Genomic DNA, 16597 nt, shown 5'->3' with positions numbered 1-16597 from the left:
TTGCGCCTGTTGGACGTGGAACAGCCTTCGCATATCAATAAACAATAGCGCGAAGCCACTTCCGGCAGTCACCAAAGAACCATTTGCAATGGTGAAAAATATGACCGATTTAACCGCGCAAGACGCCGTACTGCCAGCATGGCAAACCCGCGATCATCTCGATGATCCGGTTATCGGTGAACTGCGTAACCGTTTTGGGCCGGATGCCTTTACTGTTCAGGCAACCCGCACCGGCGTACCGGTGGTATGGGTAAAGCGTGAACAATTACTGGAAGTAGTGGATTTCCTCAAACGGCTCCCTAAGCCCTACGTCATGCTGTTCGATTTGCATGGCATGGATGAGCGTCTCCGCACCCACCGCGACGGTTTACCGGCCGCGGATTTTTCCGTTTTCTACCACCTGATTTCTATCGATCGCAACCGCGACATCATGCTGAAGGTGGCATTTTTAGAAAACGATCTTAACGTGCCGACACTCACCAACCTGTTCCCGAACGCCAACTGGTATGAGCGTGAGACCTGGGAGATGTTCGGTATTACCTTTACCGGACACCCGCACCTGACGCGCATCATGATGCCGAATACCTGGGAAGGCCACCCGCTGCGTAAAGACTACCCTGCACGTGCGACCGAATTCGACCCGTTCGAACTCACTAAGCAGAAGCAGGATCTGGAAATGGAGGCGTTGACCTTCAAACCGGAAGAGTGGGGCATGAAACGCGGTACCGAGCATGAAGACTTCATGTTCCTGAACCTCGGGCCTAACCACCCGTCAGCGCACGGTGCGTTCCGCATCATCCTGCAGTTAGACGGCGAAGAGATTGTCGACTGCGTACCGGATATCGGCTACCACCACCGTGGCGCTGAGAAGATGGGCGAGCGCCAGTCCTGGCACAGCTACATCCCGTATACCGACCGCGTTGAGTATCTCGGCGGTTGCGTTAACGAAATGCCCTACGTGCTGGCGGTAGAAAAACTCGCGGGGATCACCGTGCCGGATCGCGTTAACGTGATTCGCGTGATGCTTTCCGAACTGTTCCGCATCAACAGCCATCTGCTTTATATTTCGACGTTTATTCAGGACGTTGGCGCGATGACGCCGGTGTTCTTTGCCTTTACTGACCGCCAGAAAATTTATGATTTAGTCGAAGCCATTACCGGCTTCCGTATGCACCCGGCCTGGTTCCGCATTGGCGGCGTTGCCCACGATCTGCCGAAAGGCTGGGAACGTTTGCTGCGCGAATTCCTTGACTGGATGCCGAAGCGTCTCGATTCCTATGAGAAAGCGGCGCTGCGTAACACCATCCTGAAAGGCCGTTCCCAGGGCGTTGCCGCTTACGGTGCGAAAGAAGCGCTGGAGTGGGGCACCACGGGTGCGGCGCTGCGTGCAACTGGCATTAACTTCGACGTGCGTAAAGCGCGCCCGTACTCCGGTTATGAGAATTTTGACTTTGAAATCCCGGTGGGTGGCGGCGTCAGTGACTGCTACACCCGCGTGATGCTTAAAGTTGAAGAGCTGCGCCAGAGCTTGCGTATTCTTGAGCAGTGCTACAAGAACATGCCGGAAGGCCCGTTCAAGGCGGATCACCCGCTGACCACGCCGCCGCCGAAAGAGCGCACGCTGCAACATATCGAAACCCTGATTACTCACTTCCTGCAGGTTTCCTGGGGTCCGGTGATGCCGGCCAACGAATCCTTCCAGATGATTGAGGCAACCAAGGGTATTAACAGTTACTACCTGACCAGCGACGGCAGCACCATGAGCTACCGCACGCGTATTCGTACCCCGAGCTTCCCGCACCTGCAGCAGATCCCGTCTGCCATTCGCGGTAGCCTGGTGTCCGACCTGATTGTCTATCTGGGTAGTATCGATTTTGTTATGTCTGATGTGGATCGCTAATTATGCACGAGAATCAACAACCACAGACCGAGGCTTTTGAGCTGAGTGCGGCAGAGCGTGAGGCAATTGAGCACGAAAAGCACCACTACGAAGACCCGCGTGCGGCGTCCATTGAAGCGCTGAAAATTGTTCAGAAACAGCGTGGCTGGGTGCCGGACGGCGCAATCTACGCTATCGCCGATGTGCTGGGTATCCCGGCCAGCGACGTTGAAGGCGTGGCCACGTTCTATAGCCAGATTTTCCGCCAGCCGGTTGGCCGCCACGTGATTCGCTATTGCGACAGCGTGGTTTGCCATATCACCGGTTACCAGGGCATTCAGTCGGCCATTGAAAAGCATTTGCAGATCAAGCCGGGCCAGACGACCTTTGATGGTCGTTTCACCCTGCTGCCGACCTGCTGCCTGGGCAACTGCGACAAAGGGCCGAGCATGATGATCGATGAAGATACGCATGCTTACCTGACGCCGGAGAAAATCCCTGACCTGCTGGAGCAGTACAAATGAAAACCGTCATTCGCACTCCAGAAACCCATCCGCTGACCTGGCGTCTGCGCGATGACGAACAGCCAGTATGGCTTGACGAATACCGCAGCAAAAACGGTTATGAGGGCGCGCGTAAGGCCCTGACCGGTTTGTCGCCGGACGAAATCGTCAACCAGGTGAAAGATTCGGGTCTGAAAGGCCGCGGCGGCGCGGGCTTCTCCACCGGTTTGAAGTGGAGCCTGATGCCGAAAGACGAATCCATGAACATCCGTTACCTGCTGTGTAACGCCGACGAAATGGAGCCGGGCACCTATAAAGACCGTCTGCTTATGGAACAGCTGCCGCACCTGCTGGTAGAAGGCATGCTGATTTCCGCGTTCGCGCTGAAAGCCTACCGTGGCTACATCTTCCTGCGTGGCGAATACATCGAAGCAGCGGATCGCCTGCGTCGCGCCATCGCCGAAGCCACCGAAGCGGGCCTGTTGGGGAAAAACATTCTCGGTTCCGGCTTTGATTTCGAACTGTTTGTGCACACCGGTGCGGGCCGTTATATCTGCGGGGAAGAAACCGCGCTGATTAACTCGCTGGAAGGCCGCCGCGCCAACCCGCGTTCTAAGCCGCCGTTCCCGGCAAGCTCCGGCGTATGGGGTAAACCGACCTGTGTGAACAACGTCGAAACCCTGTGCAACGTGCCGGCTATCCTCGCCAATGGTGTGGAGTGGTATCAGAACATCTCGAAAAGCAAAGATGCTGGCACCAAGCTGATGGGGTTCTCAGGCCGCGTGAAAAACCCGGGCCTATGGGAACTGCCGTTCGGCACCACCGCACGTGAAATTCTGGAAGATTACGCGGGCGGCATGCGCGATGGCCTCAAGTTTAAAGCCTGGCAGCCAGGCGGCGCGGGCACTGACTTCCTGACCGAAGCGCATCTCGATCTGCCGATGGAATTCGAAAGCATTGGTAAAGCGGGCAGCCGTCTCGGCACCGCGCTGGCGATGGCCGTCGATCACGAAATCGGCATGGTCTCGCTGGTACGCAACCTTGAAGAGTTTTTCGCACGTGAATCCTGCGGATGGTGTACGCCATGCCGTGACGGTTTGCCGTGGAGCGTGAAAATTCTGCGCGCACTGGAGCGTGGGGAAGGGCAGCCAGGGGATATTGAAACCCTGGAGCAACTGTGCCGCTTCCTGGGCCCAGGCAAAACCTTCTGCGCCCATGCGCCAGGTGCGGTCGAGCCGCTTCAGAGTGCGATTAAATATTTCCGCGACGAATTCGAAGCCGGGATCAAACAGCCGTTCAGCAATACCCATTTGATTAATGGGATTCAGCCGAACCTCTTAAAAGCACGCTGGTGATCCTGCCGTCTTTAGAGCAAAAGACGCGACGGTCGTATAAAGAATTTTGATTAACGCTCGGCTTTAAGCTGAGATAACTGGAAGCATGCTGACTATGGCTACGATTCATGTAGACGGCAAAGAATACGAGGTCAATGGAGCGGACAACCTGCTTGAAGCTTGTCTCTCTATGGGTCTCGATATTCCTTATTTTTGCTGGCATCCAGCGCTGGGGAGCGTTGGAGCTTGCCGCCAGTGTGCGGTGAAGCAATATCAGAACGCGGAAGATACCCGCGGTCGCCTGGTGATGTCCTGTATGACACCGGCAACCGATGGCACTTTTATTTCTATCGATGACGAAGAAGCGAAGCAGTTCCGCGAAAGCGTTGTGGAATGGTTAATGACTAACCACCCGCACGACTGTCCGGTCTGTGAAGAGGGCGGAAACTGCCACCTTCAGGATATGACGGTAATGACCGGTCATAGCTTCCGCCGCTATCGTTTTACCAAACGTACCCACCGCAATCAGGATCTCGGTCCGTTTATCTCCCATGAGATGAACCGCTGTATCGCCTGCTACCGCTGTGTGCGTTACTACAAAGATTACGCCGACGGCGAAGATCTGGGCGTCTATGGCGCGCATGACAACGTCTACTTCGGTCGCCCGGAAGACGGTACGCTGGAAAGCGAGTTCTCCGGTAATCTGGTAGAAATCTGTCCGACCGGCGTGTTCACCGATAAAACGCACTCCGAACGCTATAACCGTAAATGGGATATGCAGTTCGCGCCGAGCATCTGCCAGCAGTGCTCGCTGGGTTGTAACACTAGCCCGGGTGAACGCTATGGCGAACTGCGCCGTATCGAAAACCGTTACAACGGCACCGTAAACCACTATTTCCTGTGCGACCGTGGCCGTTTCGGCTATGGCTACGTCAACCTGAAAGACCGTCCGCGCCAGCCGCTTCAGCGCCGTGGCGATGACTGGATCACCCTCAACGCCGAACAGGCAATGCAAGGGGCGGCGGATATTCTGCGCCAGTCGAAGAAAGTGATCGGTATCGGTTCCCCGCGCGCCAGCGTGGAGAGCAACTTCGCGCTGCGCGAACTGGTGGGAGCGGAAAACTTCTATACCGGCATCGCGGCGGGCGAACAACAGCGCCTGCAACTGATGCTGGACGTACTGCGTAACAGCGGCGTCCACACCCCAGCGCTGCGTGAAATCGAATCTTACGACGCGGTATTAATCCTGGGTGAAGACCTGACTCAGACCGGCGCACGCGCTGCGCTGGCGGTGCGTCAGGCGGTGAAAGGTAAAGCACGCGAAATGGCGGCGGCGCAGAAAGTGGCCGACTGGCAGATTGCCGCGATCCTCAACATCGGCCAGCGCGCTAAACACCCGCTGTTCGTGACTAACGTCGATAACACCCGTCTGGATGATATCGCCGCGTGGACCTACCGCGCGCCGGTTGAAGATCAGGCGCGTTTAGGTTTCGCCATCGCCCACGGCCTGGATAACAGCGCCCCGGCGGTTGACGGTATCGATCGCGATTTGCAAAACAAGATCGACGTGATCGTACAGGCGCTGGCCGGTGCGAAAAAACCGTTAATCATCTCCGGTACTAACGCCGGCAGTGCTGACGTGATCCACGCAGCGGCTAACGTGGCGAAAGCCCTGAAAGGCCGTGGCGCAGACGTCGGTATCACCATGATCGCCCGTGCGGTGAACAGCGTGGGCCTCGGCATGATCGGCGGCGGTTCGCTTGACGACGCGCTGATCGAGCTGGAAACGGGTGCCGCCGATGCGGTTGTGGTACTGGAAAACGATCTGCACCGCCACGCTTCTGCCGCACGCGTTGACGCCGCGCTCAGCAAAGCGCCGCTGGTGATGGTTATCGACCATCAGCGCACCGCGATCATGGACAAAGCCCATCTGGTGCTGTCCACCGCGAGCTTCGCCGAGAGCGACGGTACGGTTATCAACAATGAAGGCCGCGCACAGCGTTTCTTCCAGGTCTACGAACCGTCTTATTACGACAGCAGCATCACCATGCTGGAAAGCTGGCGCTGGTTGCACTCGCTGCACAGCACCGTGAAGAGCCGTGAAGTGGACTGGACGCAGCTTGACCATGTCATCGACGCGGTGGTTGAACAGTTGCCGCAGCTCGCGGGCATTAAAAATGCCGCGCCGGATGCCTCTTTCCGCATTCGCGGTCAGAAACTGGCCCGTGAACCGCACCGCTACAGTGGCCGTACCGCGATGCGCGCCAACATCAGCGTGCATGAACCGCGCCAGCCGCAGGATAAAGACACCATGTTCGCCTTCTCGATGGAAGGGAACAACCATCCGGATGCGCCGCGTTCTCAGGTGCCGTTTGCCTGGGCTCCGGGCTGGAACTCCCCGCAGGCCTGGAATAAATTCCAGGACGAAGTGGGGGGTAAACTGCGCCACGGCGATCCGGGCGTGCGTCTGATTGAAGCGTCGGAAACCGGTCTGGATTACTTCCGCGACGTACCGGCAGGCTTCACTGCGCAGGACGGGGAATGGCGTATCGCGCCGTATTACCACCTGTTCGGCAGTGATGAAATGTCCCAGCGTTCACCGGTATTCCAGCAACGTATGCCGCAGCCTTACCTCAAGCTCAACCCGGCAGATGCCGCGAAGCTTGGCGTAAACGCGGGCGCGAAGGTCTCCTTTAATTACGACGGCCAAACCGTGACCTTACCGCTGGTGATCTCCGAAGGGCTGACGGCAGGGCAGGTCGGCTTACCGATGGGCATGCCGGGTATCGCGCCAGTACTGGCCGGTGCGCGTCTTGAGGATCTGCAGGAGGCTCAACAATGAGTTGGTTAACACCGGATGTTATTGAGATTCTGCTGACCATCCTGAAAGCGGTTGTCATTCTGCTGGTGGTCGTCACCTGCGGGGCGTTCATGAGCTTCGGCGAACGCCGCCTTCTGGGCCTGTTCCAGAACCGCTATGGACCGAACCGCGTAGGCTGGGGCGGTTCGCTCCAGCTGGTTGCGGATATGATCAAGATGTTCTTTAAAGAAGACTGGGTCCCGCGCTTTACCGACCGCGTCATCTTTACCCTGGCACCGATGATCGCCTTTACCTCGCTGCTGCTGGCTTTTGCGATTGTGCCGGTCAGCCCGAGCTGGGTGGTGGCCGATCTGAACATCGGGATCCTGTTCTTCCTGATGATGGCGGGACTCGCGGTATACGCGGTGCTGTTCGCCGGCTGGTCGAGCAACAACAAATACTCCCTGCTGGGGGCAATGCGTGCGTCTGCGCAAACCCTGAGCTATGAAGTATTTTTAGGCCTTTCCCTGATGGGGGTGGTGGCGCAGGCCGGTTCATTCAACATGACCGACATCGTCAACAACCAGGCGGACATCTGGAACGTCATTCCCCAGTTCTTTGGTTTTGTGACCTTTGCGATTGCCGGCGTGGCGGTGTGCCACCGCCACCCGTTTGACCAACCGGAAGCCGAGCAGGAACTGGCGGATGGTTACCACATCGAATATTCCGGTATGAAATTCGGTTTGTTCTTCGTGGGTGAGTACATCGGTATCGTTACCGTGTCGGCGCTGATGGTTACGCTGTTCTTCGGTGGCTGGCATGGCCCGTGGTTGCCTCCTTTCATCTGGTTCGCGCTGAAAACCGCGTTCTTCATGATGATGTTTATTTTGATTCGCGCCTCATTACCGCGTCCGCGTTATGACCAGGTAATGTCCTTCGGCTGGAAAGTGTGCCTGCCGTTGACGCTTATCAACTTGTTGGCAACGGCGGCTGTCATTTTGTGGCAGGCGCAATAAGGGGTGAAAAAACCATGACATTGAAAGACATAGTGGTGGGTTTCGGCACCCAGGTCCGTAGTATCTGGATGATTGGCTTGCACGCCTTTGCCAAACGCGAAACCCGCATGTATCCGGAAGAGCCGGTTTATCTGCCGCCGCGCTACCGTGGCCGTATCGTGCTGACGCGCGACCCGGACGGTTCCGAGCGCTGCGTTGCCTGTAACCTGTGTGCGGTAGCCTGCCCGGTAGGCTGTATCTCGCTGCAGAAAGCAGAAACTGTGGATGGCCGCTGGTATCCGGAATTTTTCCGCATCAACTTCTCACGCTGCATTTTCTGCGGCATGTGTGAAGAGGCCTGCCCGACCACCGCAATCCAGCTGACGCCGGATTTCGAAATGGGCGAGTTTAAACGTCAGGATCTGGTGTACGAGAAAGAGGATCTGCTGATTTCCGGTCCGGGCAAATACCCGGAATATAACTTCTACCGGATGGCAGGTATGGCAATCGACGGAAAAGACAAAGGCGAAGCAGAGAACGAAGCCAAGCCTATCGACGTCAAGAGCCTGTTACCGTAAGGAGAGTGGCAATGGAATTCGCGTTTTACATATGTGCCCTTGTGGCAATACTCGCCACCTTACGGGTTATCACGCACACCAATCCGGTACACGCGCTGCTGTATCTGATCATTTCGCTGCTGGCGATTTCGGGCGTGTTCTTTTCACTGGGCGCTTACTTTGCCGGTGCGCTGGAAATCATCGTTTACGCGGGCGCCATCATGGTGCTGTTCGTGTTCGTGGTGATGATGCTCAACCTTGGCGGCTCCGAGATCGAACAGGAACGCCAGTGGCTGAAACCGCAGGTGTGGATTGGTCCGGGCCTGCTGTCCGCCGTGCTGCTGGCGGTGCTGGTTTACGCCATCACGAGCGTTAACGATCAGGGTATCGACGGTACGCCGGTGTTTGCCAAAGAAGTGGGGATTACGCTGTTTGGTCCTTACGTTCTGGCGGTTGAGCTGGCCTCTATGCTGCTGCTGGCGGGCCTGGTTGTCGCCTTCCACGTTGGGCGCGAAGATCGTCCTGGCGAAGTGCTGAGCAACCGTCCTGAAGACCGGGCGAAAAGAAAATCGGAGGAGCACGCATGATCCCCTTACAACACGGGCTGATCCTCGCGGCCATATTGTTTGTGCTTGGGCTGACGGGCCTGGTGATCCGTCGTAATCTGCTGTTTATGCTGATTGGGCTGGAAATCATGATTAATGCTGCCGCGCTGGCGTTTGTCGTCGCGGGAAGCTACTGGGGGCAGACGGACGGGCAGGTGATGTACATCCTGGCTATCAGCCTGGCTGCCGCAGAAGCCAGTATTGGCCTGGCGCTGTTGCTACAGCTCCATCGTCGCCGCCAGAATCTGAATATCGATTCAGTAAGTGAGATGCGTGGATGAACCTCCTTTGGTTAACCATTTTTCTGCCATTGATTGGCTATGTACTGCTGGCGTTCTCGCGCGGACGCTGGTCTGAGAATTTATCTGCGGCCATCGGCATGGGCTCTGTAGGCCTGGCCGCGCTGGTCACGGCGTATGCAGGTATCGATTTCCTGAACAGCGGCCGCGAGCCGTTCGTTCAGCCGCTATGGACCTGGATGGCGGTCGGTGATTTCAACATCGGCTTTAATCTGGTGCTGGACGGGCTGTCACTGACCATGCTGTCTGTGGTGACCGGCGTCGGTTTCCTGATCCACATGTTCGCTTCGTGGTACATGCGCGGTGAAGAGGGCTATTCGCGCTTCTTTGCGTACACCAACTTGTTTATCGCCAGCATGGTTATTTTGGTGCTGGCCGATAACCTGCTGTTGATGTACCTCGGCTGGGAAGGCGTGGGCCTGTGCTCCTACCTGCTGATCGGCTTCTACTACACCGATCCGAAAAACGGCGCGGCGGCGATGAAAGCCTTCGTGGTAACCCGTGTCGGTGACGTATTCCTCGCGTTCGCACTGTTCATCCTCTACAACGAGCTGGGCACCCTGAACTTCCGAGAGATGGTCGAGCAGGCTCCGCAGCACTTCGCTGACGGCAACACCATGATCCAGTGGGCGACGCTAATGCTACTGGGCGGCGCGGTGGGTAAATCGGCGCAGCTGCCGTTGCAGACCTGGCTTGCGGACGCGATGGCTGGCCCGACGCCGGTCTCCGCGCTGATCCACGCCGCGACCATGGTAACCGCAGGCGTCTACCTGATCGCCCGTACTCATGGCCTGTTCCTGCTGACCCCGGAAGTGCTGCATCTGGTGGGTATCGTGGGTGCGGTAACCCTGGTGCTGGCGGGTTTTGCAGCGCTGGTGCAGACCGACATCAAACGCGTACTCGCTTACTCCACCATGAGCCAGATTGGCTACATGTTCCTGGCGCTGGGCGTACAGGCGTGGGATGCGGCGATTTTCCACCTGATGACGCACGCGTTCTTCAAAGCGCTGCTGTTCCTGTCATCCGGTTCGGTGATCCTGGCCTGCCACCACGAACAGAACATCTTCAAAATGGGTGGTCTGCGTAAGTCGATACCGCTGGTCTATGCCTGCTTCCTGGTAGGCGGCGCGGCGCTGGCGGCTCTGCCGATGATTACCGCAGGCTTCTTTAGTAAGGACGAAATCCTGGCAGGTGCCATGGCTAACGGTCATATCAATCTGATGATCGCGGGTCTGGCGGGGGCATTTATGACCTCGCTGTACACCTTCCGTATGATTTTCATCGTGTTCCACGGCAAAGAGCAAATTCACGCTCACGCAGGGAAGGGGATTACCCATCATCTGCCGCTGATCGTACTGCTGGTTCTGTCGACCTTCATCGGCGCGCTGATTGTACCGCCGTTGCAGGGCGTACTGCCGGATACCACCGAGCTTGAACATGGCCGTATGCTGACCCTGGAAATCGCTTCCGGCGTGGTCGCTATTGCGGGCATCGTGATTGCCGCGTGGCTGTGGCTCGGCAAACGCACACTGGTGACGTCCATTGCCAACAGTGCGCCGGGCCGTCTGCTGGGTACCTGGTGGTATAACGCCTGGGGCTTTGACTGGCTGTACGACATGATCTTCGTAAAACCGTTCCTCGGTATCGCCTGGCTGATTAAGCGCGATCCACTGAACGCGTTGATGAACACGCCAGCAGTGCTGTCGCGCTTTGCAGGTAAAGGTCTGCTGTTTAGCGAGAACGGTTATCTGCGCTGGTATGTAGCGTCAATGAGCATTGGTGCGGTCGTGGTTCTCGGCCTGCTGATGGTGTTGCGTTGAGTTTGTTGGCTGTGTGAATATGCCCGGCGTCATGCCGGGCCTGTGAACTAAGAATAAATTAAGATTACTTTCCTGAAGTACAGGCTTTATCGGCAGGTCAGATAGCCTGAGCAGGAGTAAAAATAAGGGACATACTTAGCTATGTTATTGCCTTGGTTGATATTAATTCCCTTTATCGGCGGCTTTCTGTGCTGGCAGACCGAACGCTTCGGCGTGAAGGTGCCGCGCTGGATCGCGCTGATCACTATGGGATTGACGCTGGCGCTCTCTTTGCAACTGTGGTTGCAGGGGGGTTACGGATTAACGCAAGCAGCGGGCCTGCCGCAGTGGCAGTCTGAGTTTGTGATGCAGTGGATCCCCCGCTTCGGGATCACCATTCACCTGGCGATTGACGGTCTCTCACTGCTGATGGTGGTGCTGACCGGTCTGCTGGGCGTGCTGGCTGTGCTCTGTTCCTGGAATGAAATCGAGAAATATCAGGGCTTCTTCCACCTTAACCTGATGTGGATCCTGGGCGGCGTCATCGGTGTGTTCCTTGCCATCGATATGTTCCTGTTCTTTTTCTTCTGGGAAATGATGCTGGTGCCGATGTACTTCCTGATCGCGTTGTGGGGGCATAAAGCCTCTGACGGTAAAACGCGTATCACGGCGGCCACCAAATTCTTTATCTACACCCAGGCAAGCGGCCTGGTCATGCTGATCGCCATCCTGGCGCTGGTGTTTGTGCACTACAACGCGACCGACGTCTGGACCTTCAACTACGAGCAACTGCTGAACACGCCGATGTCTCATAACGTTGAATGGCTGCTGATGCTTGGTTTCTTCATCGCCTTCGCGGTGAAAATGCCGGTGGTGCCGCTCCACGGCTGGTTGCCGGATGCGCACTCACAGGCACCGACGGCGGGTTCTGTCGACCTGGCGGGGATTTTGCTGAAAACCGCGGCCTACGGTCTGCTGCGCTTCTCGCTGCCGCTGTTCCCGAACGCGTCTGCGGAGTTTGCGCCTATCGCCATGTGGCTGGGCGTGATCGGTATTTTCTACGGCGCGTGGATGGCCTTTACCCAGTACGACATCAAACGCCTGATCGCTTACACCTCCGTTTCCCATATGGGTTTCGTGCTGATCGCCATCTATACCGGCAGCCAGCTTGCTTATCAGGGCGCGGTGATCCAGATGATCGCCCACGGTCTGTCGGCGGCGGGTCTGTTTATTCTCTGCGGTCAGCTGTACGAACGCCTGCACACCCGCGATATGCGGATGATGGGCGGTCTGTGGAGCAAAATTAAATGGCTGCCTGCGCTGTCGATGTTCTTCGCGGTCGCCACTCTGGGTATGCCGGGCACCGGTAACTTCGTAGGTGAATTCATGATCCTGTTCGGCAGCTTCCAGGTCGTGCCGGTGATCACCGTGATTTCCACCTTCGGCCTGGTGTTTGCGTCGGTTTACTCGCTGGCGATGCTGCATCGCGCTTACTTCGGTAAAGCGAAAAGCCAGTTGAGCAACCAGGATCTCCCAGGGATGTCACTGCGCGAGCTGTTTATTATTCTGTTGCTGGTGGCGCTGTTAGTGCTGCTTGGCTTCTATCCGCAGCCGATTCTGGATACCTCGCACTCTGCTATGGGCAATATCCAGCAGTGGTTTGTTAATTCTGCTTCTACTACAAGGCCGTAATTCGCCATGACAATAACTCCACAACAACTGATCGCGCTGCTACCGCTGCTCGTCGTGGGCTTTACGGTAGTGGTGGTGATGCTCTCCATTGCGTGGCGACGCAACCACTTTGTGAATGCCACCATTTCGGTGATTGGCCTGAACGCCGCGTTAATCTCTCTCTGGTTTGTCGGCCAGGCGGGGGCGATGGACGTCACGCCGCTAATGCGCGTTGACGGCTACGCCATGTTCTACACCGGCCTGGTGCTGCTGGCGAGCCTCGCCACCTGTACCTTCGCCTACCCGTGGTTAGAGGGCTATTACGACAACAAAGAAGAGTTTTATCTTCTGGTGTTGATTGCGGCGCTGGGCGGGATTCTGCTGGCTAACGCCAATCACCTGGCCTCGCTGTTCCTGGGTATCGAGTTAATCTCTCTGCCACTGTTTGGCCTGATTGGCTATGCGTATCGCCAGAAACGTTCGCTGGAAGCGAGCATCAAGTACACCATTCTGTCGGCGGCGGCCTCGTCGTTCCTGCTGTTCGGTATGGCGCTGGTGTATGCGGAATCCGGCAGCCTGTCGTTTGTTAGCCTCGGTAAGAGCCTGGCGGACAACATGCTGCACGAGCCGCTGCTGCTGGCAGGCCTGGGGATGATGATCGTCGGTCTGGGCTTCAAACTGTCTCTGGTGCCGTTCCACCTGTGGACGCCGGATGTGTACCAGGGCGCGCCTGCGCCGGTCTCCACTTTCCTGGCGACCGCCAGCAAAATCGCCATCTTCAGCGTGGTGATGCGTCTGTTCCTGTACGCGCCGGTAGGCGACAGCGAAGCGATTCGCGTGGTGCTGGGCATTATCGCGTTCGTATCGATTATCTTCGGTAACCTGATGGCGCTCAGCCAGACCAACATCAAACGTCTGTTGGGCTACTCTTCTATCTCCCATCTGGGCTATCTGCTGGTGGCGCTGATTGCGCTGCAAAGCGGCCAGATGTCGATGGAAACCGTGGGCGTGTATCTGGCCGGTTACCTGTTCAGCAGCCTCGGCGCGTTCGGCGTGGTGAGCCTGATGTCCAGCCCGTACCGTGGCCCGGATGCCGACTCGCTGTTCTCCTACCGTGGCCTGTTCTGGCATCGTCCGATTCTGTCGGCAGTAATGACGGTGATGATGCTGTCGCTGGCGGGTATCCCGATGACGCTGGGCTTTATCGGTAAGTTCTACGTGCTGGCGGTGGGCGTGCAGGACAGCCTGTGGTGGCTGGTTGCCGCCGTGGTTGTCGGCTCGGCGATCGGTCTCTACTACTATCTGCGTGTAGCGGTGAGCCTGTACCTGAACGCGCCGCAGCAGCTGAACCGCGATGCGCCGTCTAACTGGCAGTACAGCGCGGGCGGTATCGTGGTGCTGATCTCCGCCTTGCTGGTGCTGGTACTCGGCGTGTGGCCGCAGCCGCTGATTAGCCTGGTGCAGTTAGCTGAACCGCTGATGTAACAGCCAACGTTGTGAACAAAACCGCCACTTGCTGGCGGTTTTTTTATGGGAGTAACTTTTTTCAGATTTAGCATCGTAGGGAATTCTGATGCATGGCGGTATGTTTCATCGTCAATTAACAAAGGAGTGTTTATGTTTAGCAAAGCAGCGAAATGGTCAATGGTGATGGGAATGCTGGTGACAGGATGCAGTAACCCCTATGTTGCTCATTCACCTCAATATGAAATGCAAGGGCGGATGAAGATGGTGAGCCAGGCCGTCCCTGTCCCCGCGCCGAGGGCAAATACCGCGCGCTATGAGCACTACGACGACAACCCGGTAAAGCAGGTTAGCCAACAGCCGCTGGCGACGTTTAGTCTGGATGTGGATACCGGCAGCTATGCTAATGTGCGCCGTTTCCTGAATGAGGGTATTTACCCGCCGGCGGATGCGGTACGCGTGGAAGAGATGATGAATTATTTCCCCGCAGACGCGAAACCCGTTTACGTTGCAACCCCTGCCAGCCAGCCCTTTGCGGTTGACTATGAACTCGCCCCTGCGCCCTGGAATAGTGAACGCACGCTGCTGCGGGTCAACATTCAGGCGAAAGACATCAAAACCGCCGAACTGCCGCCCGCCAATTTAGTGTTCCTGGTGGATGTGTCCGGGTCGATGGATGAACCGGCCAAACTGCCGCTGATACAATCCTCCCTGAAACTGCTGGTTGACGAGTTACGCGACCAGGATCGCGTGGCGATTGTCACCTATTCCGGTGAAGAGCGTGTGGCGCTGCCTTCGACCTCAGGCAGTGATAAATCAACCATTCGTCATGCTATTGAGGGGCTGGATGCCAGCGGCGCGACCAGCGGCGAAGCGGGCATTCGCCTGGCCTATCAGCAGGCGGAAAAAGGCTTTATTAAAGGCGGCGTGAACCGCATTCTGCTGGCTACCGACGGGGATTTTAACGTCGGGATCAGCGATAATAAAGAACTCGAAACCCTGATTAAACAGAAGCGCGACACCGGGATTACGCTCTCCACGCTTGGCGTAGGTAGCGATAATTTCAACGAAGCCATGATGGTCAACGTCGCCGACGTGGGTAACGGCAACTACAGCTATCTCGATTCGCTGTCTGAAGCGAAAAAGGTGCTTAATGATGAAATGCACCAGACGCTGATCACCGTCGCGAAAGATGCCAAAGCGCAAATTGAATTCAATCCACAGCGTGTCGTCGAGTATCGTCAGATTGGTTATGAAAAACGCCAGTTGCGGGATGAAGATTTCAATAACGACGCGGTGGACGCCGGGGATATCGGCGCAGGTAAGCGGGTTACGGTCCTGTTTGAGCTGACGTTGTCCGGGCAGAAACCGTCAGTTAACCCGCTGCGTTACGGTAAGCAAAAACCGGTGGAAGGGAAATCTAATGAGTTGGCGTTTATCAATCTGCGCTGGAAAGCGCCGGAAGGCGGCGACAGCCGGTTAATGAGCGAACCGGTGACCCCGGCAAAGCTTAACGCCTCGTTTGATTCCGCCTCGCAGGAGATGCGTTTCCAGACTGCTGTGGCTGCCTGGGGGCAAAAACTACGCGGCTCCAGCTACCTTGCCGCCACTTCCTGGGAGCAAATCGCTCAATGGGCAAGCGCGGCGCGCGGCGAAGACAGCAATGGCTACCGGGCTGAATTTATCCAGTTGGTTAAGCTGTCCGGGAAACTGGCAAAATAACGTTGATAACCTAAACCGCCACTGGTGGCGGTTTTTTATATCTGCACCGTCATAAAATCTTCAGCGGCGAGGGTGTTCGGGAAAATTTCCCGGCACTCGCGCAGCAGCGCTTCACAGCCTGCTTCATCATAGCGCGAGCTGAAATGGGTAATCACTAACCGCCCGACGCCAGCGGCTCTGGCGACCCCGGCGGCCTGCACCGTGGTGGAATGGCCCCGGCTGTTGGCTTTTTCCGCCATGGCGGCTTCCAGGGTAGTTTCATGCACCATCAAATCAACACCCTGCGCCAGCGCGACGGCATCTGATGCGGGTCCGGTATCGCCGAAAATCGCCAGGGTTTTGCCTTTCTGCGCCGGGCCTAAATACGCCTCACCGTTGATGACCCTGCCATCGTCCAGCGTAACGGTTTCCCCGCGTTTTAAACGCTGAAATAATGGGCCGGGCGCAATGCCTTCCGCCTTCAGCCGCGCGGCGTCAAGTGCGCCGGGTTTGTCGTGCTGTTCAAGGCGATAGCCATAGCACTCCACCGGATGGGTGAGGGGATAGGCCGTCACGCGAAATTCACTATCGCAAAACACTTCACCCGCCGTAATCTCGACGATCTCCAGCGGAAACCCGGTCCAGGAGCCGCTAAGCTGCAACGCCATCTCAATAAACTGGCGTAAACCTTTTGGGCCATACACCGTCAGCTGGCTTTCGTTACCCGCCATTGAACGGCTGCACAACAGCCCCGGCAGGCCAAAAATATGGTCGCCATGCAGATGGGTGATAAAGATCTTACTGAGTTTGCCGGGATTAAAGGCGGTGTGCAGCATCTGGTGTTGAGTGCCTTCGCCGCAGTCAAACAGCCAGTAATGCGGCTGGTTATTCATCGGGTTAAACACCATTGCCGTCACATTGCGGGTTTTGCACGGTACCCCGGCGGAGGTGCCTAAAAATGTCAATTCCATCCCGCGTTTCCTTTCTGAA

13 protein-coding genes are annotated in these 16597 nt (G+C 56.8%); 12 read left to right on the top strand and 1 reads right to left on the bottom strand.

The annotated features are described in order from the left end of the window. The first annotated feature begins 88 nt into the window (after positions 1-88). The 12 genes from nuoC to ACVV26_RS15180 all read left to right on the top strand — a co-directional run bounded on the left by nuoC (position 89) and on the right by ACVV26_RS15180 (position 15628). Positions 89-1900: an NADH-quinone oxidoreductase subunit C/D gene (gene nuoC / locus ACVV26_RS15235; RefSeq protein ID WP_474798086.1), complete on the top strand. Its 1812-nt coding sequence runs from the start codon at positions 89-91 to the stop codon at positions 1898-1900. A gap of 2 nt (positions 1901-1902) precedes the next feature. Beyond that, entirely contained in the window at positions 1903-2403 is a 501-nt protein-coding gene (nuoE, locus tag ACVV26_RS15230; protein ID WP_165459982.1) for an NADH-quinone oxidoreductase subunit NuoE, read from the top strand. Next, on the top strand, positions 2400-3737 hold the full coding sequence (nuoF, locus tag ACVV26_RS15225) for an NADH-quinone oxidoreductase subunit NuoF (RefSeq protein WP_125291542.1): 1338 nt from the start codon (positions 2400-2402) through the stop codon (positions 3735-3737). The genes nuoE and nuoF overlap by 4 nt, the downstream gene beginning before the upstream one ends. 94 nt (positions 3738-3831) lie before the next feature. After that, positions 3832-6558, top strand: coding sequence for an NADH-quinone oxidoreductase subunit NuoG (gene nuoG, locus ACVV26_RS15220; protein ID WP_474798084.1), 2727 nt, complete (start codon positions 3832-3834; stop codon positions 6556-6558). After that, a complete protein-coding gene (gene nuoH / locus ACVV26_RS15215) occupies positions 6555-7532 on the top strand; it encodes an NADH-quinone oxidoreductase subunit NuoH (protein ID WP_125291544.1) in 978 nt (325 codons plus the stop codon). Before nuoG ends, nuoH begins: the two co-directional genes overlap by 4 nt. A 14-nt stretch (positions 7533-7546) precedes the next feature. Beyond that, positions 7547-8089: an NADH-quinone oxidoreductase subunit NuoI gene (gene nuoI, locus ACVV26_RS15210; RefSeq protein ID WP_125291545.1), complete on the top strand. Its 543-nt coding sequence runs from the start codon at positions 7547-7549 to the stop codon at positions 8087-8089. Between the two features lie 11 nt (positions 8090-8100). After that, the gene (gene nuoJ, locus ACVV26_RS15205) at positions 8101-8655 is read left to right on the top strand and encodes an NADH-quinone oxidoreductase subunit J (RefSeq protein ID WP_474798082.1); all 555 of its coding nucleotides are present in this window, start codon (positions 8101-8103) and stop codon (positions 8653-8655) included. After that, a complete protein-coding gene (gene nuoK, locus ACVV26_RS15200) occupies positions 8652-8954 on the top strand; it encodes an NADH-quinone oxidoreductase subunit NuoK (protein ID WP_002463445.1) in 303 nt (100 codons plus the stop codon). Before nuoJ ends, nuoK begins: the two co-directional genes overlap by 4 nt. Beyond that, a complete protein-coding gene (gene nuoL, locus ACVV26_RS15195; RefSeq protein ID WP_474798080.1) occupies positions 8951-10792 on the top strand; it encodes an NADH-quinone oxidoreductase subunit L in 1842 nt (613 codons plus the stop codon). Before nuoK ends, nuoL begins: the two co-directional genes overlap by 4 nt. 141 nt (positions 10793-10933) lie before the next feature. Next, entirely contained in the window at positions 10934-12463 is a 1530-nt protein-coding gene (gene nuoM, locus ACVV26_RS15190; RefSeq protein WP_474798078.1) for an NADH-quinone oxidoreductase subunit M, read from the top strand. Positions 12464-12469: 6 nt separating this feature from the next. After that, positions 12470-13927, top strand: a complete 1458-nt coding sequence (gene nuoN, locus ACVV26_RS15185; protein ID WP_312978290.1) for an NADH-quinone oxidoreductase subunit NuoN — start codon at positions 12470-12472, stop codon at positions 13925-13927. Positions 13928-14086: 159 nt separating this feature from the next. Further along, complete coding sequence (locus ACVV26_RS15180) at positions 14087-15628, top strand: vWA domain-containing protein (protein ID WP_474801865.1); 1542 nt, start codon at positions 14087-14089, stop codon at positions 15626-15628. A 35-nt stretch (positions 15629-15663) separates the two neighbouring features. Here the strand turns inward: ACVV26_RS15180 and rnz are convergent, their stop codons facing one another. Next, on the bottom strand, positions 15664-16578 hold the full coding sequence (gene rnz, locus ACVV26_RS15175; RefSeq protein ID WP_474798076.1) for a ribonuclease Z: 915 nt from the start codon (positions 16576-16578) through the stop codon (positions 15664-15666). Between the last annotated feature and the right edge of the window lie 19 nt (positions 16579-16597).

The sequence above is a fragment of the Atlantibacter sp. MEI4A-1023 genome (assembly GCF_056155425.1).
The sequence above is the reverse complement of the archived record's forward strand: the minus strand, read 5'-3'. Positions and strand labels throughout refer to the sequence as shown.

Bases quoted from the DNA above. Each gene is read 5' to 3' on its own strand.
- nuoC (WP_474798086.1), top strand. From the start codon at position 89: ATGGTGAAAAATATGACCGATTTAACCGCGCAAGACGCCGTACTGCCA.
- nuoE (WP_165459982.1), top strand. From the start codon at position 1,903: ATGCACGAGAATCAACAACCACAGACCGAGGCTTTTGAGCTGAGTGCG.
- nuoF (WP_125291542.1), top strand. From the start codon at position 2,400: ATGAAAACCGTCATTCGCACTCCAGAAACCCATCCGCTGACCTGGCGT.
- nuoG (WP_474798084.1), top strand. From the start codon at position 3,832: ATGGCTACGATTCATGTAGACGGCAAAGAATACGAGGTCAATGGAGCG.
- nuoH (WP_125291544.1), top strand. From the start codon at position 6,555: ATGAGTTGGTTAACACCGGATGTTATTGAGATTCTGCTGACCATCCTG.
- nuoI (WP_125291545.1), top strand. From the start codon at position 7,547: ATGACATTGAAAGACATAGTGGTGGGTTTCGGCACCCAGGTCCGTAGT.
- nuoJ (WP_474798082.1), top strand. From the start codon at position 8,101: ATGGAATTCGCGTTTTACATATGTGCCCTTGTGGCAATACTCGCCACC.
- nuoK (WP_002463445.1), top strand. From the start codon at position 8,652: ATGATCCCCTTACAACACGGGCTGATCCTCGCGGCCATATTGTTTGTG.
- nuoL (WP_474798080.1), top strand. From the start codon at position 8,951: ATGAACCTCCTTTGGTTAACCATTTTTCTGCCATTGATTGGCTATGTA.
- nuoM (WP_474798078.1), top strand. From the start codon at position 10,934: ATGTTATTGCCTTGGTTGATATTAATTCCCTTTATCGGCGGCTTTCTG.
- nuoN (WP_312978290.1), top strand. From the start codon at position 12,470: ATGACAATAACTCCACAACAACTGATCGCGCTGCTACCGCTGCTCGTC.
- ACVV26_RS15180 (WP_474801865.1), top strand. From the start codon at position 14,087: ATGGTGATGGGAATGCTGGTGACAGGATGCAGTAACCCCTATGTTGCT.
- rnz (WP_474798076.1), bottom strand. From the start codon at position 16,578: ATGGAATTGACATTTTTAGGCACCTCCGCCGGGGTACCGTGCAAAACC.